The sequence below is a fragment of the Shinella sp. genome (assembly GCF_049651085.1).
Classification (GTDB): Bacteria; Pseudomonadota; Alphaproteobacteria; order Rhizobiales; family Rhizobiaceae; genus Shinella.
This window is the reverse complement of sequence record NZ_JBASBL010000017.1, coordinates 1-18,036: the sequence shown is the minus strand read 5'-3', so window position 1 is coordinate 18,036 and position 18,036 is coordinate 1. Positions and strand designations below refer to the sequence as shown.

22 protein-coding genes and 1 other RNA gene are annotated in these 18,036 nt (G+C 63.9%); 15 read left to right on the top strand and 8 right to left on the bottom strand.

All coding sequences use genetic code 11. The features are described 5' to 3' along the window. Positions 1-105: 105 nt before the first annotated feature. Entirely contained in the window at positions 106-294 is a 189-nt protein-coding gene (locus WA950_RS09915) for a DUF1192 domain-containing protein (protein WP_424551549.1), read from the bottom strand. Next, complete coding sequence (locus WA950_RS09910; protein WP_424551548.1) at positions 291-1,556, bottom strand: MFS transporter; 1,266 nt, start codon at positions 1,554-1,556, stop codon at positions 291-293. Before WA950_RS09910 ends, WA950_RS09915 begins: the two co-directional genes overlap by 4 nt. 152 nt (positions 1,557-1,708) lie before the next feature. Between WA950_RS09910 and WA950_RS09905 the strand changes: the two genes are divergently transcribed. Then, complete coding sequence (locus WA950_RS09905; RefSeq protein WP_424551547.1) at positions 1,709-1,864, top strand: hypothetical protein; 156 nt, start codon at positions 1,709-1,711, stop codon at positions 1,862-1,864. Between the two features lie 281 nt (positions 1,865-2,145). Here WA950_RS09905 and WA950_RS09900 read toward each other — a convergent pair whose 3' ends face one another. The 3 genes from WA950_RS09900 to tkt all read right to left on the bottom strand — a co-directional run bounded on the left by WA950_RS09900 (position 2,146) and on the right by tkt (position 6,475). Continuing rightward, positions 2,146-3,345 (bottom strand): phosphoglycerate kinase, encoded by a 1,200-nt coding sequence (locus WA950_RS09900; RefSeq protein WP_424551546.1) that lies wholly within the window; start codon positions 3,343-3,345, stop codon positions 2,146-2,148. A 76-nt stretch (positions 3,346-3,421) separates the two neighbouring features. Beyond that, positions 3,422-4,423 carry a type I glyceraldehyde-3-phosphate dehydrogenase gene (gap, locus tag WA950_RS09895; RefSeq protein ID WP_424551545.1) on the bottom strand — a complete coding sequence of 334 codons (1,002 nt, stop codon included), beginning with the start codon at positions 4,421-4,423 and terminating at the stop codon, positions 3,422-3,424. 69 nt (positions 4,424-4,492) lie between these two features. Continuing rightward, positions 4,493-6,475, bottom strand: coding sequence for a transketolase (gene tkt, locus WA950_RS09890; protein ID WP_424551544.1), 1,983 nt, complete (start codon positions 6,473-6,475; stop codon positions 4,493-4,495). A 328-nt stretch (positions 6,476-6,803) separates the two neighbouring features. On the opposite strand from tkt, the gene WA950_RS09885 reads away from it, so the two are divergent. The 3 genes from WA950_RS09885 to ssrS all read left to right on the top strand — a co-directional run bounded on the left by WA950_RS09885 (position 6,804) and on the right by ssrS (position 7,690). Then, positions 6,804-7,076: a DUF4164 domain-containing protein gene (locus WA950_RS09885; protein ID WP_424551543.1), complete on the top strand. Its 273-nt coding sequence runs from the start codon at positions 6,804-6,806 to the stop codon at positions 7,074-7,076. A 33-nt stretch (positions 7,077-7,109) separates the two neighbouring features. Next, positions 7,110-7,481 (top strand): cell division protein ZapA, encoded by a 372-nt coding sequence (locus WA950_RS09880; RefSeq protein WP_424551542.1) that lies wholly within the window; start codon positions 7,110-7,112, stop codon positions 7,479-7,481. A 50-nt stretch (positions 7,482-7,531) separates the two neighbouring features. Then, positions 7,532-7,690, top strand: a non-coding RNA gene (gene ssrS / locus WA950_RS09875) — 6S RNA. Between the two features lie 74 nt (positions 7,691-7,764). Here ssrS and tal read toward each other — a convergent pair. Next, positions 7,765-8,727, bottom strand: coding sequence for a transaldolase (tal, locus tag WA950_RS09870; RefSeq protein WP_424551541.1), 963 nt, complete (start codon positions 8,725-8,727; stop codon positions 7,765-7,767). Between the two features lie 287 nt (positions 8,728-9,014). Between tal and WA950_RS09865 the strand changes: the two genes are divergently transcribed. Next, positions 9,015-10,001 carry a sugar-binding transcriptional regulator gene (locus WA950_RS09865; RefSeq protein ID WP_424551540.1) on the top strand — a complete coding sequence of 329 codons (987 nt, stop codon included), beginning with the start codon at positions 9,015-9,017 and terminating at the stop codon, positions 9,999-10,001. On the opposite strand, the gene WA950_RS09860 is transcribed toward WA950_RS09865, so the two are convergent. Continuing rightward, positions 9,998-10,222, bottom strand: coding sequence for a hypothetical protein (locus tag WA950_RS09860; protein WP_424551539.1), 225 nt, complete (start codon positions 10,220-10,222; stop codon positions 9,998-10,000). The genes WA950_RS09865 and WA950_RS09860 overlap by 4 nt on opposite strands. A 186-nt stretch (positions 10,223-10,408) precedes the next feature. Here WA950_RS09860 and WA950_RS09855 point away from each other — a divergent pair, with 186 nt between their 5' ends. The 5 genes from WA950_RS09855 to WA950_RS09835 all read left to right on the top strand — a co-directional run bounded on the left by WA950_RS09855 (position 10,409) and on the right by WA950_RS09835 (position 14,300). Continuing rightward, entirely contained in the window at positions 10,409-10,993 is a 585-nt protein-coding gene (locus WA950_RS09855; RefSeq protein ID WP_424551538.1) for a 5-formyltetrahydrofolate cyclo-ligase, read from the top strand. A 9-nt stretch (positions 10,994-11,002) separates the two neighbouring features. Continuing rightward, on the top strand, positions 11,003-11,827 hold the full coding sequence (locus WA950_RS09850) for a TIGR00282 family metallophosphoesterase (protein ID WP_424551537.1): 825 nt from the start codon (positions 11,003-11,005) through the stop codon (positions 11,825-11,827). 211 nt (positions 11,828-12,038) lie between these two features. Then, positions 12,039-12,875, top strand: a complete 837-nt coding sequence (locus WA950_RS09845) for an MBL fold metallo-hydrolase (protein WP_424551536.1) — start codon at positions 12,039-12,041, stop codon at positions 12,873-12,875. A gap of 15 nt (positions 12,876-12,890) precedes the next feature. Then, entirely contained in the window at positions 12,891-13,385 is a 495-nt protein-coding gene (locus tag WA950_RS09840) for a hypothetical protein (protein ID WP_424551535.1), read from the top strand. A 168-nt stretch (positions 13,386-13,553) separates the two neighbouring features. Then, positions 13,554-14,300, top strand: coding sequence for a YebC/PmpR family DNA-binding transcriptional regulator (locus tag WA950_RS09835; protein WP_424551534.1), 747 nt, complete (start codon positions 13,554-13,556; stop codon positions 14,298-14,300). 59 nt (positions 14,301-14,359) lie between these two features. Here the strand turns inward: WA950_RS09835 and WA950_RS09830 are convergent, their stop codons facing one another. After that, complete coding sequence (locus WA950_RS09830; RefSeq protein ID WP_424551533.1) at positions 14,360-15,361, bottom strand: LLM class flavin-dependent oxidoreductase; 1,002 nt, start codon at positions 15,359-15,361, stop codon at positions 14,360-14,362. Between the two features lie 160 nt (positions 15,362-15,521). Between WA950_RS09830 and ruvC the strand changes: the two genes are divergently transcribed. The 5 genes from ruvC to ruvB form a co-directional block, all read left to right on the top strand. Next, entirely contained in the window at positions 15,522-16,034 is a 513-nt protein-coding gene (gene ruvC, locus WA950_RS09825) for a crossover junction endodeoxyribonuclease RuvC (protein ID WP_424551532.1), read from the top strand. A 55-nt stretch (positions 16,035-16,089) separates the two neighbouring features. Beyond that, a complete protein-coding gene (locus WA950_RS09820; protein ID WP_424551531.1) occupies positions 16,090-16,353 on the top strand; it encodes an AbrB/MazE/SpoVT family DNA-binding domain-containing protein in 264 nt (87 codons plus the stop codon). Then, a complete protein-coding gene (locus WA950_RS09815) occupies positions 16,334-16,765 on the top strand; it encodes a type II toxin-antitoxin system VapC family toxin (RefSeq protein WP_424551530.1) in 432 nt (143 codons plus the stop codon). The genes WA950_RS09820 and WA950_RS09815 overlap by 20 nt, the downstream gene beginning before the upstream one ends. Continuing rightward, positions 16,762-17,379: a Holliday junction branch migration protein RuvA gene (ruvA, locus tag WA950_RS09810; RefSeq protein WP_424551529.1), complete on the top strand. Its 618-nt coding sequence runs from the start codon at positions 16,762-16,764 to the stop codon at positions 17,377-17,379. Before WA950_RS09815 ends, ruvA begins: the two co-directional genes overlap by 4 nt. A gap of 40 nt (positions 17,380-17,419) precedes the next feature. Continuing rightward, positions 17,420-18,036: Holliday junction branch migration DNA helicase RuvB (gene ruvB / locus WA950_RS09805; RefSeq protein WP_424551528.1), on the top strand; the 617-nt coding region annotated here is incomplete at its 3' end.

Here is an 18,036-nt window from a genome sequence, read left to right as displayed (position 1 = left end):
CTATTGCCGGTTCGGTCGAGCCTGTGCCTTTTCGGCAAGACTGCGGCAATCCGGCACGGGCCGTTTTTGAAGGGTGGCGTGATTCGGGGAGGGGTATCCCCGGCTCTAGCGGAACAGGCTCTCCGCCGCCGAGCGGCTGGCGCCCTTCCTCGCCTTCTCCGATTCGAGCCGTTCGATCTCCGCGCGCAGGAGGTCGATCCTGACCGAAAGCTCGTCTACCGACAGCAAGGAGAGATCGCTGCCGATCTCGTGTGCGGGCTTCTTCACGGAACGGTCGTCGTCAAGCATGCTCATTGGTTGCGTTCCTCCTGTTGCTCGTCGGCGGCCTGTGCGCGCGGCGAAAGCTGAAGGCTTTCCGGCGTGGTAAGTGTGCCGGGATTGATGGTGGTATAGGAATCGCGCATCTCGGCGGGCAAGGCGGCGCGACGGCGGCTGCGGATGATGGCGTAGATCGTGATGAGGATATGCGCCGAGCAGGTCACCATGAAGAGCGCATAGGGGCCGACCGCCGACATGATCGGGCCGCCGAGCGTCGGGCCGATGATCGTGCCGACGCCGTAGAGCAGCAGCAGGCCGCCGGAAACCTTCACGAAGTCCTCGGCGCTGGCGAAGTCGTTGGCGTGCGAGACGGCGATCGGGTAGAGCGCGTTGGCCGCCGCCCCGTAGAGGGCGGTCAGCACCAGCAGTACGGTCACCGAGGCCGGCTGGAAGACGACGAGCGCAAGGCCTGCCACGGCGGCGATGGCGGCGAGTACGGCCAGAACGATGCGCCGGTCGACCCGGTCGGAGATGCGGCCGGCAGGGAGCTGCATGACGGCGCCGGCGAAGATTGCGACGCTCATCATGATGGCGATCGTGCTGGAGGTCAGGCCCGCATTGGCGCCGAAGACTGCGCCCAGCGTACCGAAGGCGCCATTGGCAATGCCGATCAGCACGATGCCGACGCAGGCGATGGGCGAGGTGCGGTAGAGCGCCGGTATGTCCAGCCTGACCTGCTTCAGCGGCTGCGGCGAGGCGGCGGTCGAAAGGGTCGTCGGCAGCATGGCGAGGCAATAGAGAATGCCGGCGAACATGAAGAGCAGCGGCGTCGTCACATCGCCGAGCGCGACGGTCATCTGGCCGCCGACGGTGCCGATCAGCGTGATGGCGATATAGAGTGAAAAGATCAGGCCGCGGCTCTCGTTGGTGGCGCGCTCGTTCAACCAGCTTTCGATGATCATCGAGGTGCCGGCGATGGAAAAGCCCGTGACGGCGCGCAGCACGATCCACCAGATGGGATCGACCAGCATGCCCGTCAGAAGCGCTATGATGGCGATCAGCGAGGCAAAGCCGGAGAAGGCGCGCACATGGCCGATGCGCTTGACGACGGTCGGCGCCAGAAGGCAGCCGAGCACGAAGCCCGTTGCCCAGGACGTGCCGAGCAGGCCGAGCATCGTGGTCGCATATCCCTCGAAGGCGCCGCGCATGGGCAGAAGCAGGCCGTGCAGGCCGTTTCCGAGGAACAGGAACAGGGTGCCCATGAGAAGCGCGAAGACGGAAATGAGGTTTTTACGCATGTGATTTCCGCAGTTTCATCGATGGGATAGGAATAGCGCACCTATTGCCGATTGCCAGATGCAAAGGCTTGTCGGGGCGTGATTTTCAGGCCTTGCGCTGATCGCTTGGAAAAGTGTCTGAGGTGTGACAGGAAGGGCGGAGAAAGGCCGCCATGTCGAAAATCCTTCCCGCCCTGCTGCTTGCCGTCATGCTTTTGCATCTCATCCGGCCCATCGGTCTGCCGGGGCTGAAGCGGCGCGCGGATTTCTGGAAGATCGCGGTCGTCGCCATTGCGATGATGATGCTGACGGTCCTGATACGTCCCTGAGGGAAGCCCCTGCGGGCACGGCCCGAGGCATGAACTGAGCGTGCGAAACGCAAAAGGGCCACCCGAAGGTGGCCCCCATGAGGTTTGGTCCGGTGCGGACCCGGGCAGAAGTGCCCGCAGGAAGGTGGGCTCAGAACGAGGGCTGCCTCGTTTCGCTCACCACAATTCCCATGCCCGAAGCCAAGACCGAAATCTCATTAGACATTGGATCACCTTCCTTTCTGAACGTTGACGTTAAGCAGAATGTAGGCGATCGGCGGCAGAGCGCAAGGGGTGCGAGCTTATTTCTGCTGGTGCAGGATTTCGACGCCCGGCAGCGGCTTGCCTTCCATCCATTCGAGGAAGGCGCCGCCGGCGGTCGAGACATAGGTGAAATCGTCCGCGACACCGGCATGGTTGAGGGCGGCAACCGTATCGCCGCCACCGGCGACCGAGACGAGCTTGCCTTCCTTCGTGCGGGCCGCGGCGTGCCTGGCGGCGGCAACCGTCGCCGCGTCGAAGGGCGCGATTTCGAAGGCGCCGAGCGGGCCGTTCCAGACGAGCGTCGTGGCGCGGGAGATCCAGGTGTTGACGGCCTCGATGGTCTTCGGGCCGACATCGAGCATCATGGCGTCGGCCGGAATGGCGTTGACGTCGACCACTTCGTTCTCGGCATTGGCCTTGAACTCGCGGGCGATGACGCCGTCTTCCGGCAGCACGATGGCGCAGGTGGCGGTCGCCGCCTCGATCATGATCTGCTTGGCGGTTTCGGCAAGGTCATGCTCGCAGAGCGACTTGCCGACATTGGTGCCGCGGGCGGCAAGGAAGGTGTTCGCCATGCCGCCGCCGATGACCAGCGCGTCGACCCGCTTAACGAGGTTCATCAAAAGGTCGATCTTGGTGGAGACCTTCGCGCCGCCGACAATGGCGACGACCGGGCGGACCGGATTGCCGAGACCCTTTTCGAGCGCTTCCAGTTCGGCCTGCATGGTGCGGCCGGCATAGGCGGGCAGGAGATGGGCGAGGCCTTCGGTCGAGGCGTGCGCGCGGTGCGCAGCCGAGAAGGCGTCGTTGACGTAGATATCGCCATTGGCGGCAAGGGCGGCGGTGAAGTCCGCGTCGTTCTTCTCTTCGCCCTTGTGGAAGCGGGTGTTCTCCAGAAGCAGGATGTCGCCGTCCTGCATGGCGGCGATGGCGGCGGCGACCGGCTCGCCGATGCAGTCTGCGGCGAAGCGGACGGTCTTGCCGAGGACGTCGTTCACCGCCGGCAGGATCTGCTCCAGCGACATGTCGGCGACGGCCTCACCCTTCGGGCGGCCGAAATGCGCGAGCAGGACGACCTTGGCGCCCTTCTTCGACAGTTCGAGGATGGTGGGCGCGACGCGCTCGATGCGGGTTGCATCGGTGACCTTGCCGTCCTTGACCGGAACATTGAGATCGACGCGGACGAGCACGCGCTTGCCGGCGATGTCGGTGAGATTGTCGAGGGTCTTGAAGGTCATGGCGCCGATCCTGCACTTGTCGAATAATCATGGAAAAACACCCGGGCATCGCTGCCCGGGTGCTTGGTGTCTCAGCTCAGATGAGCTTGCCGAGGGCAACCGCGGTGTCGGACATGCGGTTGGAGAAGCCCCATTCGTTGTCGTACCAGGACAGGATGCGAACGAGATTGCCGTCGAGGACCTTGGTCTGGTCGGCGGCGAAGTTCGACGAATGGCTGTCGTGGTTGAAGTCGATCGAGACGAGCGGGCCGGTGACGTAGTCGAGGATGCCCTTCAGTTCGCCTTCGGCGGCTGCCTTGATGGCAGCGTTGACTTCCTCGGCCGTGACGTTGCGCGAGGGGACGAACTTCAGGTCGACGACCGAGACGTTCGGGGTCGGCACGCGGATCGACGAACCGTCGAGCTTGCCCTTGAGCTGCGGCAGCACGAGGCCGACGGCCTTGGCGGCGCCCGTCGAAGTCGGGATCATGGACAGGGCCGCCGCGCGGGCGCGGTAGAGGTCCTTGTGCATGGTGTCGAGGGTCGGCTGGTCGCCCGTATAGGCGTGAACCGTCGTCATGTAGCCCTTCTCGATGCCGAAGGCCTTGTCGAGAATGTAGGCGACCGGCGCCAGGCAGTTCGTCGTGCACGACGCATTGGAGATGACCAGGTCATCCTTCGTCAGCGTGTTGTGGTTGACGCCGTAGACGATGGTCTTGTCGGCATTGTCGCACGGTGCGGAAACGATCACGCGCTTGGAGCCGTTGGCCAGGTGCGCGGATGCCTTTTCCTTAGTGGTGAAGAGGCCGGTGCATTCCAGCGCGATATCGACGTCGCCCCAGGGCAGTTCCTTGGGGTCGCGGATGGCGGTGACGCGGATCGGGCCGCGGCCGACGTCGATCGTGTCGCCGGTAACGGTGACGGTGCCCGGGAACTTGCCGTGGACAGAATCGTAGCGAACGAGGTGCGCATTGGTCTCGACCGGGCCGAGGTCGTTGACGGCGACGACTTCGATGTCGGTGCGGCCGGATTCGATGATCGCGCGCAGCACGTTGCGGCCGATGCGACCAAAGCCGTTGATGGCAACTTTCACAGTCATTTCGGGTCTCTCCCTATCAAAAAATCTGTTGGCGGTGTGGGCGCGACGGGAGGCCGCGCCCGACGGCACTCAGGCGAGTTTGGCTTCCGCAGCGGCGACGACAGCTTCCGGCGTGATGCCGAAGTGCTTGTAGAGTTCCTTGTAGGGACCCGATGCGCCGAACGAGGACATGCCGACGAAGATGCCGTCCGAGCCGATGAAGTGATCCCAGCCCTGGCGAATGCCGGCTTCGACGGCGATCTTGACCGGCGAGTTGCCGATGACCGCTTCCTGGTAGGCTTCCGGCTGTTCGGCGAACAGCTCGAAGCACGGCACCGAGACGACGCGGGTTGCGATGCCCTTGGCCGAAAGCGTCTGCTGCGCCTTCACCGCGATCTCGATTTCGGAACCCGAAGCGAAGATCGTGACCTGGGCGTCGCTGGCCGAAACGAGATCGTAGGCGCCGCGGGCGCAGAGGTTCTCTTCCTCGTATTCCAGGCGTACCGGCATCAGGTTCTGGCGGGTGAGGGCGATTGCCGACGGGCGGTTGTGGCTCTCGAGCGCCAGCTGCCAGCACTCTGCCGTTTCCGTGGCGTCGGCCGGGCGGAAGACGAGCAGGTTCGGGATGGCGCGCAGTGCCGCCATGTGCTCGACCGGCTGGTGGGTCGGGCCGTCTTCGCCAAGACCGATGGAGTCATGCGTCAGAACGTGGATGACGCGGATACCCATCAGGGCTGCAAGGCGGATCGACGGACGGCAATAGTCCGAGAAGATCAGGAAGCCGCCCGAATAGGGGATGAGGCCGCCATGCAGCGCCATGCCGTTCATCGCTGCCGCCATGCCGTGCTCGCGCACGCCGTAGTGGATATAGCGACCGGAGAAGTCGGTCGGGGTGATCGACTTGGTCTGGCTGGTCTTGGTGTTGTTCGAGCCGGTCAGGTCGGCCGAGCCGCCGATTGTTTCCTGCAGAACGCCGTTGATGACTTCAAGCGCGTCTTCCGAGGCCTTGCGGGTCGCCGGGTTCGGCTTGGTTTCGGCAAGCTTCTTCTTGTAGGCGGAGATTGCCGAATCGAGGCTGCCTTCGAGGTCGCCGGCAAAGCGGCGGACGAACTGCGCCTTCTTCTCGGCTTCCGTCTTTTCGAGGCGGGCTTCCCATTCCTTGTAGGCCTTGGCGGAGCGCAGGCCGGCGAGACGCCAGCCGTCCAGCACGTCGGACGGGACGACGAAGGGTTCCGATTCCCAGTTCAGCGCCTTGCGGGTGGCCGAGATTTCCTCGGCGCCGAGCGGCGAGCCGTGCACCTTGTGCGTGCCGGACTTGGTCGGCGCGCCGAAGCCGATGGTCGTCTTGCAGGCGATCATGGTCGGCTTGTCGGACTTCTGTGCTTCCTCGATGGCGGCGGTGATCGCATCCGGATCATGGCCGTCGATGGCGATCGTGTGCCATTGGCTGGCGCGGAAGCGGGCGTGCTGGTCGGTCGAGTCGGCCATCGAGATGGGGCCGTCGATCGAGATGTTGTTGTCGTCCCAGAACACGATCAGCTTGTTCAACTTCAGGTGGCCGGCAAGCGCGATGGCTTCCTGGCTGATGCCTTCCATGAGGCAGCCGTCACCGGCCAGGACGTAGGTGTAGTGTTCGATGAGGTCGTTGCCGAATTCGTCGCGCAGCTTGCGTTCCGCAAGCGCCATGCCGACGGCGTTGGCAATGCCCTGGCCGAGCGGACCGGTGGTCGTCTCGATGCCGGCGGCGTGGCCGTATTCCGGGTGGCCGGCGGTCTTGGCGCCGAGCTGGCGGAAGTTCTTGATCTCGTCGATCGTGATGTCGTCGTAGCCCGTCAGATACAGCAGCGAGTAAAGCAGCATCGAGCCGTGACCGGCCGACAGCACGAAGCGGTCGCGGTTCGGCCAGGACGGGGTCTTCGGATCGAAGGACAGGAAACGGGTGAAAAGAACCGTTGCGATATCTGCTGCGCCCATGGGAAGGCCGGGGTGGCCCGAATTCGCCTTCTCCACGGCATCCATGGAAAGGAAGCGAATTGCGTTCGCCATCCGGTCGTGTTTTTCGCGAGAGATCATGACTGTTCCGTATTCTACGAGGTGTTGGGGCCGACGCCGCTCGGAGCATCGGTTGGAAGCGGGTGACACATAGCAGGTGCGCCGTCGGAGTCAACGAATTCGGCGGGTTTTCCGGCACTTCAAGGGTGGTCCTGCGACCTTTTTTAGCATTTCTGAATGAGGCCGGGCGGCTCCTTTTCCGGCTGTCTCGAGCGCTGATCCACAGCGGCGTTTCCGCCTGTAACGCCGCGCTGTTGACGCTGATGCCCGCAGTTGAATACTGTCAAGGGGAGAGAACCGGCGCTGGCGGCGGCGATTCGTGTTTTTTGAGAGTGCCGGTGAAGGCTTTATGACCAACGGGGAAACAGTCAGGGCAGCAATCGAGGAGCTCCGCAGAGCCGTCGCGAGCCTCGACAATGCGCTCGACATGCGCTTCGATCGCGAACGCGATCGGGGCGAGGTGGAAGGAGAGGTGCGGCGCGTCAACACTGACCGCTCGCGGCTTGCCCAGGAACTCGACCAGTCCGAATTCCGCGCAAACCGGCTGGAGGAGGTGAACCGCGAGGTCTCCCGCCGGCTCGTCACGGCCATGGAAACGATCCGGGCCGTGCTCGACCGTTAAGCGCCGCATTCCCCGTAATCAGGAAAATTCCGCATGGCACAGGTAACCGTACAGATTGATGGCAAGGCCTATCGCATGGCTTGCGAAGAGGGCCAGGAGGCGCATCTCGAAGAGCTTGCCGCCGGCTTCGATCAGTATGTCGGGCACCTGAAATCGCAGTTCGGCGAGATCGGCGACCTGCGCCTGACCGTCATGGCCGGCATCATGGTGATGGATGAGCTGAACGACGTCACCCGCCGTCTTGCCAAGCTGGAAAAGGAAGCCGAGGAGCTGCGCCAGGGGCGGGAAGGCGTGATGGACGAGGTGTCCAAGAGCGAGGACGCGATTGCGCAGGCGCTCGGCGAACTGACAAGCCAGATCCAGGGCATGGCTGCAAAACTGTCGGGCAAGCCCCCGGCGAACTAATCGGCAGAATTGCCACTGGCGAACAGCCCGTTTTGCGCCTATATATCGATTGCGATCTGCGCTTCTCGACAGGAACCACAATCCCTGGGGCCATACTCGATCCAAAGGGAGCTGTCCCTGACCCGGCCCGTGGGCTTGGTCACACGGTGCCCACCTACGTTTGTAGGCACCCAGGATCGTAAACCTCCATCGGTCGCCGTGGATCGCACTTTTCCCCTTCATGTCGCCAGACGAAAAAAGCCGCCCAACGGGCGGCTTTCGTCATTTCGGGCAAGAGAAAACCTCAGGCGGCTGCCTTCAGTTCCTTGTCGATCATGGCGCGCAGGCTGCCGAGGTCCTTGGCGAAGGCGCGGATGCCTTCGGAGAGCTTCTCGGTGGCCATGGCGTCTTCGTTCAGCATCCAGCGGAAGGTCTTTTCGTCGATCTTGACCGGCGAAACCTTGACGACCTTTTCCGGCGAAAGCTTGCGCTCCAGCGTGCCCTGGGCCGCATCGAGTTCCTCGAGCAGGGCAGGGCTGATCGTCAGGCGGTCGCAGCCGGCAAGGGCTTCGATTTCGCCCGTGTTGCGGAAGGAGGCGCCCATGACGATCGTGTTGATGCCGTTGGACTTGTAGTAGTCGTAGATCGCGCGGACCGAGAGCACGCCCGGATCGTCTTCCGCCGTGAAGGTCTTGCCGCTTGCCTTGACGTGCCAGTCGAGGATGCGGCCGACGAAGGGCGAGATGAGGAAGACGCCGGCATCGGCGCAGGCAATGGCCTGGGCCTTGTTGAAGAGCAGCGTCAGGTTGCAGTCGATGCCTTCCTTCTGCAGTACTTCGGCGGCGCGGATGCCTTCCCAGGTGGAGGCGAGCTTGATCAGGATGCGCTCGCGGGAAATGCCGCGCGCGTCATAGGCCTTGATGATCTCGCGGGCCTTGGCGATGGAGGCCTGCGTGTCGAAGGACAGGTCGGCATCGACTTCTGTCGAGACGCGGCCGGGCACGAGTTCGGCGAGAGCTGCACCGACGGAGATCGCCAGGCGATCGGCGACGGCGGTGACGACGCCTTCGTGATTGCCGCCCTGCGACTGGCCCCAGCGGATGGCTTCCGTCACCGCATCGGCAAATGCCGGCGTGCCCAGAGCCTTCAGGACGATGGTGGGGTTGGTGGTGCAGTCGACCGGCTTCAGGCGGCGGACGGCTTCGATGTCGCCGGTATCTGCCACGACGGTCGTCATCGCGCGGAGTTGTTCAAGCTTGGACGTCATATCCGAAATCCCGAATGGTTGTTGTGGGCCGCCTTCCGCAAGGGAAATGCGTGACCCTCCTCCAAGTTCCTGAAAGCGCATCCGGCGACCGTGCTTCCGTTTCGCTCGCCTTATGTGCTCGCACATCATCTGCCGGCAGAAAACCGCCAGCGGACATGAGGCGGACTATCATCGTCTCCAGGGGAGGAAGTCAAGCACTTTTGCACAATCTGATGAACATATGTCGCATTTCCTGTTTGGCGTGATAAGGTGGCCCCCGGAAACGATTGCAGACAGATGGAGGCGACGTGGCAAGGCTCCGGCGCGACACACATACGGCCTATTCGGAATCGGCGGCGCTTCGGCTGAGGGCCGCCTGGCTCTATTACAATCAGGGCCTCACCCAGAAGGATGTGGCGGAGAAGATCGGCGTCAGCCGCAGCACGGTCATCCGCATGCTCGACGAGGCGCTGAAGCGCTCGGAGGTGCAGATCTGGATCAACGAGGGCATTGCCGACTGCGTCGAGCTCGCCGTGCGGCTGGAAAAGGCCTACGGGCTGGACGAGGCCGTGGTGGTGCCGGCGGCCAGCAGCGCCGAGGCGACCGCCCGGAGCGTCGGGCTGGCGCTTGGCCAGTTCCTGACCGAGGCGATCCCGGATGATTGCACGGTGGGCGTCGGCTGGGGGCGCACGCTGACGGCCTCGCTCGCCAGCTTCCGCCCGGCGCGGCGCGAGCGGGTGAAGGTCGTTTCGCTGCTTGGCGGAGTGGTCGAGGCCCACCACATCAATCCGATTGAATATACCTGGCGGCTGGCGAGCCAGCTCGGCGCGGAATGCTACCTGTTTCTTGCGCCGCTGCTTGTCGATTCACAGGAGACCAAGCGCAGCCTCATCGAGAAATGCGGGCTGAAAACCTTGTTCGATCTGGCTGAAAACATGGATATCGCCGTGGTGAGCTGCGGTGACATCGGGCCGCGGTCCAGCTCGCTCTCGCGCGATTTCATAGCCCGGCAGGAACTGGACGAACTTATCGCGGCCGGCTGCGTCTGCGATACGATGTGCAATTTCCTCGATGCGGAAGGCCATACGATCGACCATCCGATCCGCCACCGGGTGATGTCGATCGATCTCGATACGGTCAAGAAGGCGCGCCACATCGTACTCGTCTCGGGCGGGGCGCACCGGGCGCCGGCGATCCGCGCCACGATCCGGCGCGTCGGCTGCAACACGCTGATCACCGACGAGGGCGCTGCGCAGGCCATGCTGCGGCTGGCGGAAACCTCGGCAGCTGCCTAGATCAGGTCGAGCCGTACGGCGCGGATGATCGCGCCCGTGACATTGCGGGCGTCGAGTTTGTCGATGGCGCTGCGAATGGCCTCCGTCACGCGAGCCATTGCAAGGTCGGTTTCGAGCACGATTTCAGCCACCGTCCTGCCGTTGGCGGCAAGTTCGAGGCACCGTTTTTCGATTTCGGTCAGTTCGGGAAGGCGGGAAGGATCATTTGCCGGGGGCGTCATGCGTCCCGCTTAAAGGCTGGTCGATGGAGGGCAAAGCGCAAGCTGTCGCAATGTTTAACAGGGCTCCGCGGATTTTCGCGCCTTTGTCCCGTTGTGGGACAGGCCGCTTCCTGTCGCAAGAGGAAGGGGAATTGCATTCCGGCACCGTCAGCTGGTAAGCCACGCGCCAAAAGGCTGGAGACATCCGTGACACCCAAGGAACAGAAGGCGGCGATCCGCAACGAGCGGCTGGCGTTGCGCGACGCGATGACGGTGGAGGCGCGCATCGAGGGTAGCCTCGCCATGATCGATCATGCAGGCGACCAGATCGCATTCGAGCCCGGTACGGTGATTTCCGGCTTCTGGCCTATCCGCTCGGAGGCCGATATCCGTCCGCTCATGGCGCATCTGCGCAGCCGGGGCGCGCGGCTGTGCCTGCCCGTCGTGCTCGACCGCGAGACGATCCTCTTCCGCGAACTGGTCGCCGGCGCGCCGGTGGTGAAGACCGGTTTCGGCACGACCGGGCCGGGGCCGGAGGCCGCCGTGCTCGATCCGGATATCCTGCTGGTGCCGCTGTCGGCCTTCGACCGGACTGGCCATCGCATCGGTTATGGCGCCGGTCACTACGACCGGGCAATCGACCGGCTGAAAGCGAAAGGCCGCACGCCGAAGCTGATCGGCATTGCGTTCGACTGCCAGGAAGTGGCATCAGTACCCGCAGAGCCGCACGATGTGCCCCTGGATGGCATTCTCACCGAGAGCGGCCTCGGCATGTTCCAACAGGTTTCGTAAGGCAGTTCGATGCGTTTTCTTTTTCTGGGCGATATGGTGGGCAAGACCGGGCGGACGGCCGTCTGGGAGCGCCTGCCGGGATTGATCAGCGACCTCAAGCTGGATTTCGTCGTCGTTAACGGAGAGAATTCGGCCGGCGGTTTCGGTATCACCGAAGACATCTTCCTCGGCACGATCAATGCCGGCGCTGATGTGGTGACCACGGGGAACCACGTCTGGGACCAGAAGGAAGCGGTCGGCTTTGCCGGCCGGCATGACCAGTTCCTGCGCCCCGCCAACTATCCGGCCGGAACGCCGGGCCGTGGCGCCAATCTCTTCATCGCCCGCAACGGCGCCCGCGTGCTGGTCGCCAACATCATGGGCCGCGTGTTCATGCATCCCGAACTCGACGATCCCTTCACGGCGGGCGAGGCGATCCTTGCTTCCTGCCCGCTCGGCGAGCAGGCGGATGCGATCATATTCGACTTCCACGCCGAGGCGACGAGCGAGAAGCAGTGCTTCGGCCATTTCGTCGATGGCCGCGCCAGCGTCGTCGTCGGCACGCATACCCATGTGCCGACGGCCGATTGCCAGATCCTGAACGGCGGCACGGGCTACATGTCGGATGCCGGCATGTGCGGCGACTACGACTCCTCGCTCGGCATGGACAAGGAAGAGCCGCTCAATCGCTTCATCTCGAAAATGCCGAAAGGCCGTTTCGAGGCGGCTTCCGGTCCTGCGACGATCTGCGGGCTGGCGGTGGAGATTTCCGACCGCACTGGCCTTGCCGAAAAGATCGCCCCGCTGCGCCTTGGCCCGCGCCTTGCCGAAACGCTGCCGGATTTCTGGCGCTGATCCTCATGCGCCCGACCGTTTGGCGCAGGTGATCGGCAGAAACGGCGGTGAAGGTCGGATGCGCCTTTGCTTCGACATCCGGCTCTTCATCGGGATTGAGATTCGTCGGGGAAGGCCGCTCAACCGATTGTGATCACCGCTCGGCGTGCAAGCCTCGACCCGTTCCGCGTGCGGGCGCATAGTCGCCGCCGACCTGTGAACGGAGCCGCTCATGCCGCATCTCCTGCTCATGCCGTTGATCGCCGTCGCCCTTGCAGTTCTTGCAGCGCCGCGAAATTCGCTGGCGCAAGCCGAGGCGCCGGTCAGCCAGTGCCAGATGATCGCCCGCTCCCTGCCCTCCGTCAGGTTCGCAAGCTTTTCCGCCGAGAACATATTTCAGGTGCAGGCGAAGGCGAACGAGGAGGTCCGCATCACCTATGTCGGCCACTCGACCTTCTTCATCGAGACGCCGGCGGGCGTGAAGATCGCCACCGACTATAACGGCTGGTACAAGCCCCCGGCACTGCCGACCGTGGTGACGATGAACAAGGCGCATTCCAGCCACTATACGATGACCCCGGAGCCCGGCATCGAATATGTGCTGCATGGCTGGCAGGACGGTTCGCAAAAGGGCGCCGACCACGACGTGGTGGTGGGTGACACCTATATCCGCAACGTGCCCACCGATATCCGCGGCTGGGGCGGGGCGATGGAACCGAACGGCAATTCCATCTTCATCTTCGAGGTGGCCGGCCTGTGCATCGGACATCTCGGCCACCTGCACCATGAATTGACGGAGAAGCAGTACGGTGAGATCGGCCGGCTCGATGTGCTGATGGTGCCGGTCGATGGCGGGCTGACCATGGGGGCGCAGAGCATGAGCCGGGTTGTGCAGCGGCTGCGTTCCTCGCTCATCCTGCCCATGCATCGCCGCGGCCCGCCGGTCAGCCAGTTTCTTTCGATGTTCGGGAATGGCTTCGATGCGGTGACGGACGACGACGCGACGATGACCGTTTCGATCCGCAACTTGCCGAAGCGGCCGACGATTCATATTCTCTCCGGTGTCTGATGCCGGAGTCCCTTGATGCGCTTTCTCCTCGCCACGTCCGCCCTGTTGCTCTTCCCGGCGCTTGCTTTCGCAAACAGCGCGCCGACACCGGGCGGTCCGGCGGCCGAATCCGGCCAGCCGCGCGAGACGGTGACGCGCCCCGCTGAAAAGGCGCCGGTTCGCTCCTTCGGCGTGGCGCAGGAGTTCATGATGCCGTCCGGCAATATCGGCTGCATCTACATCCCGGAAGGCGGCACGCAGGCCTATCAGCCGGCCGATGGCGGGCCTGAACTGTCCTGCGACCGTATCGAGCCGAAATATCTGCGCGCCACGCTGGGGCGAAGCGGCAAGGCGGTTGTTCGCACGAATGTCGGCGATCAGGGCTGCTGCGGCGCCGAGACGGTCGTGCCCTATGGCGAGACCTGGTCCGCCGGCCCCTTCACCTGCTATTCGGAGCGCACGGGGCTGACCTGCGAGCGCAGCGACGGCCATTCCTTCCTGTTGAGCCGCGCCCGCGTCAAGGCAGATTGAAAACCGGGCGTTGCTTTGTTTGCGGGACTGCTGGACGTCCGGCGGCAATGAAATTATAAGGCGGCATTCCGAAAATCGGGGCTGCAGGCTGGCGTTCCACCGCGGCCGTCATGCCCCGCTCAACGACCGGCGACCCGAGAAGGGGCGCCAAAACGAGACAGGGGTGCCATGGCTGGCCATTCACAGTTCAAGAATATCATGCACCGCAAGGGCAAGCAGGATGCCGTGCGGTCGAAAATGTTCTCCAAGCTTGCCCGTGAAATCACGGTGGCGGCGAAGACCGGTCTTCCTGACCCGGCCATGAACGCCCGCCTGCGCCTGGCGATCCAGAACGCCAAGGCGCAGTCCATGCCGAAGGACAATATCGAGCGCGCCGTCAAGAAAGCCTCCGGCGCCGACAGCGAGAACTACGAAGAGATCCGCTACGAGGGCTACGGCCCGGGCGGCGTTGCCGTCATCGTCGAGGCGCTGACCGACAACCGCAACCGCACCGCGTCCTCCGTCCGCTCGACCTTCTCCAAGGCCGGCGGTGCGCTTGCCGAAACCGGCTCGGTCTCCTTCTCCTTCGATCGTGTCGGTGAAATCACCTACAAGCTGTCCGCCGGCGATGCCGACAGCGTCATGGAAGCGGCCATCGATGCCGGTGCCGAGGACGTTACGACGGACGAGGACGGCCATACGATCATCTGCGGCTTCGAGGACATCGGCGAAGTCTCCAAGGCGCTGGAAGACAAGCTCGGTGAAGCCGAGACCGTAAACGCGATCTGGAAGGCGCAGAACACCGTGCCGGTCGATGAGGAGAAGGCGCAGTCGCTGATGAAGCTCATCGAGACGCTGGAGGACGACGACGACGTGCAGAACGTCTACTCGAACTTCGAGGTCTCTGACGAAGTTCTGGCCAAGCTTTCGGCCTGATCGGTCGCAATGCAATCAGTCGAGAAGGCCGGGCGCCGAAAAGGCCCCGGCCTTTTTCGTCAGGCCGCCTTTGCCAGCGTCTCGCGCGCCTCGGCAAAGAGCCGCACGGATTTCAGCCGTGCGCCCATGTCGTAGACCGGCATGGAGACGATCAGTTCGTCCGCACCGGTCATGGACAGGAAGTCGGCGATGCGGCGCTTGATTTTCTCCGGCCCGCCGACCACCGCATATTGCAGCGTATGCTCGACATTGATGCGCTCCCCGTCGCTCCAATGCGGATCCATGTTGTCGACCGGCGCCGGGAAGGCGCCGGGCGTGCCGCGGCGAAGGCGCACGAAGGATTGCTGCATCGAGGTGAAGAGGAAATCGGCCTGCGCATCCGTATCGGCCGCAGCGCCCATCACGCCGACCATGGCATGCGGCCGGTCGAGATATTGCGACGGCTCGAATCGCTCGCGGTAGATTTCGAGCGCCGTCAGCAGCATGTCCGGCGCGAAATGCGAGGCGAAGGCGAAGGGCAGGCCCAGCATGCCGGCAAGATGTGCCGAATAGTGGCTGGAGCCGAGCAACCAGACGGGCACGTTGCTGCCTGCGCCGGGAACGGCGACAATCTTTTGCTCCGGGCTCGTCGGCCCCAGGAGCTGCATCAGCTCGACGACGTCCTGCGGGAAATTGTTGGCGGCGCTGTCGAGGTTGCGGCGCAACGCTCGCGCCGTCATCATGTCCGTGCCGGGTGCGCGGCCGAGGCCGAGATCGATGCGATCCGGGAAGAGGGCGGCGAGCGTACCGAACTGCTCCGCGATCACCAGCGGGGAATGGTTCGGCAGCATGATGCCGCCCGAGCCGACGCGGATCTTTTGCGTGCCAGCGGCGACATGCTGGATGACGAGCGAGGTGGCGGCGCTGGCTATTCCGCGCATGCCGTGATGCTCGGCAAGCCAGAAACGCTTGTAGCCGAGCGCTTCGGCCTCCTGGGCAAGACGCCTTGAATTTTCGAGCGACTGGGCGACGGTGCCGCCTTCGACGATGGGCGAAAGGTCCAGGATGGAGAAGGGCACCATGGGGACGGCCTCTTTGTGAGCAGTTTTGATTGTCCTCCCATGTAGGTTCAGTTTTGTGAAATCCAAGCAGGCCCCGCACGGTTTTCATGTACGTCGGCTTTGTTTTTGTTTTGTTCACATTTCGCTGGCAGGGTCCGGCCGACAGGAATAGGGTTTTGCCATGCAGGAAACGATTCGCATCATCGGCATCGATCCGGGGCTTCGCCGCACCGGTTGGGGCATCATCGAGACGCTCGGCAACTCGCTGCGCTTCGTCGCCTCCGGTACGGTGACCTCCGATGGCGACATGGACCTGGCCTCGCGCCTGTGCCAGCTGCATGACGGGCTTGCCGAGGTGGTGCACAGCTACCAGCCTGGGGAAGCGGCCGTCGAGCAGACCTTCGTCAACAAGGACGCGACGGCGACGCTGAAGCTCGGCCAGGCGCGCGGCATCGCCATGCTGGTTCCGGCCCGCGCGGGTCTGCGCGTCGCCGAATACGCGCCGAATGCCGTCAAGAAAGCCGTCATCGGCGTCGGCCATGGCGAGAAGCAGCAGATCCACATGATGCTGAAGGTGCTGATGCCGAAGGCCACCTTCGTGGGCAACGATGCGGCCGACGCGCTCGCCATCGCTATCTGCCATGCCCACAACCGTCAGGGCCTCTCGGGCCGTCTCGCCAAGCTCGTCGGCTGATATGTTCTTGACTTGTTCCGGTTTCGCCAGTAGGTAATACCTCAGAGGTATTACCATGCGTGTGACGGAAAAAGGTCAGGTGACGATCCCGAAGGATATTCGCGACCGGTTGAACATCGGTCCGGGATCCGAGGTGGATTTCGTCGCCGATGACAAGGGCGCGAGGCTGATCGTCGTCGCCGGCGGCAAGGCGGCGGAGCCTGACGAATTCGAGGCCTGGCTGAAGAGCCGCTCCGGCACGTTCGACACCGGCGGAATGACGACCGACGAATATATGGATTGGCTTCGGGGATCGCGCGATGACCTCGGTTCTGATTGACACCATTATCATCATCGACGTCTTCGGGCCGGAAACGCCGTTCAAGGCCTGGTCGTCGCAGGCGATTCTGGCGCTGAAGCAGGACGCGCAGTTCATCCTCTCCCCGATCGTCTGGGCGGAGCTTGCCGGTATGATGCCGGGCGAGGACGTGCTGGCGCAGTCACTTGCACGCCTCAATCCGGTGCGCGAGGCCTTGCCCTTCACCGCCGCCTATCAGGCGGGGCTGGCGCATCAGCGCTACCGGCGGGCCGGCGGGCAACGCGAGCGCACCTTGCCCGATTTCCTGATCGGGGCGCATGCCTCGGTGCGATCCCATCGGCTTCTTACGCGGAACGTGGCACGCTACCGCTCCTACTTCCCCGCGCTCGACATCATTTCTCCCGAAACCCACCCTGACGGACTTCACCCATGATCGGCAAACTCAAAGGCACCATCGACGAGATCGGCGACGACCACGTGATCCTCGACGTGCATGGTGTCGGCTATATCGCCCATTGCTCGGCACGCACGCTCGGCAGGCTCGGCTCGCCCGGCGAGGCGGCCGTGCTGTTCATCGAGACCTATGTGCGCGAGGACCAGTTCCGGCTCTTCGGCTTCCTGACCGCGCTGGAACGGGAATGGTTCCGCCTGTTGCAGAGCGTGCAGGGCGTCGGCTCCAAGGTGGCGCTGGGTGTGCTCTCCACGCTGACGCCGGGGGAGCTGGCCAACGCCATCGCGCTTCAGGACAAGACCGCCGTGTCGCGCGCGCCGGGCGTTGGGCCGAAGGTGGCGGTGCGCATTGTCACGGAATTGCGCAACAAGGCGCCGGCCTTTGCCGGCGAGGCGTCGGGCTCCATCGGGCTCAAGCAGGAGATCGGCGAGGGTGTCGCCTCGGCGCCCGTGAGCGATGCGGTATCGGCGCTTACCAACCTCGGATATTCGCGTGACCAGGCGGCGAATGCCATCGCGGCCGCGCTGAAGAATGGCGGCGAGGGGGCCGACAGCGCCAAACTCATCCGCCTCGGCCTCAAGGAGTTGTCGCGGTGATGCGGTTGCCTTCTTCGGCGGACAATGGGATTAGGGCCGAATGAGCGAAGATGACAGACTGCTTTCGTCGGAAAAGCGCGGCGAAGACATCGATACCGCCTTGCGGCCGCAGACGCTGGACGATTTTACCGGCCAGGCGGAGGCGCGCGCCAACCTGAAGATCTTCATCGAGGCGGCCAAGAACCGCGGCGAGGCGCTTGATCACGTCCTGTTCGTCGGCCCGCCCGGTCTCGGCAAGACGACGCTGGCCCAGATCATGGCCAAGGAACTCGGCGTCAATTTCCGCTCCACCTCCGGCCCGGTCATCGCCAAGGCGGGCGATCTTGCGGCGCTGCTCACCAATCTGGAAGAGCGCGACGTGCTCTTCATCGACGAAATCCACCGTCTCAACCCGGCCGTCGAGGAAATCCTCTACCCGGCCATGGAGGATTTCCAGCTCGACCTCATCATCGGCGAAGGCCCGGCTGCGCGCTCGGTGAAGATCGACCTGTCGAAATTCACGCTTGTCGCCGCGACCACGCGCCTCGGCCTGCTCACCACACCGCTGCGCGACCGTTTCGGTATTCCGGTGCGTCTCAACTTCTACACAGTCGAGGAACTGGAATCGATCGTGCGCCGTGGCGCGCGGCTGATGGGACTCGGCATGACGGACGAGGG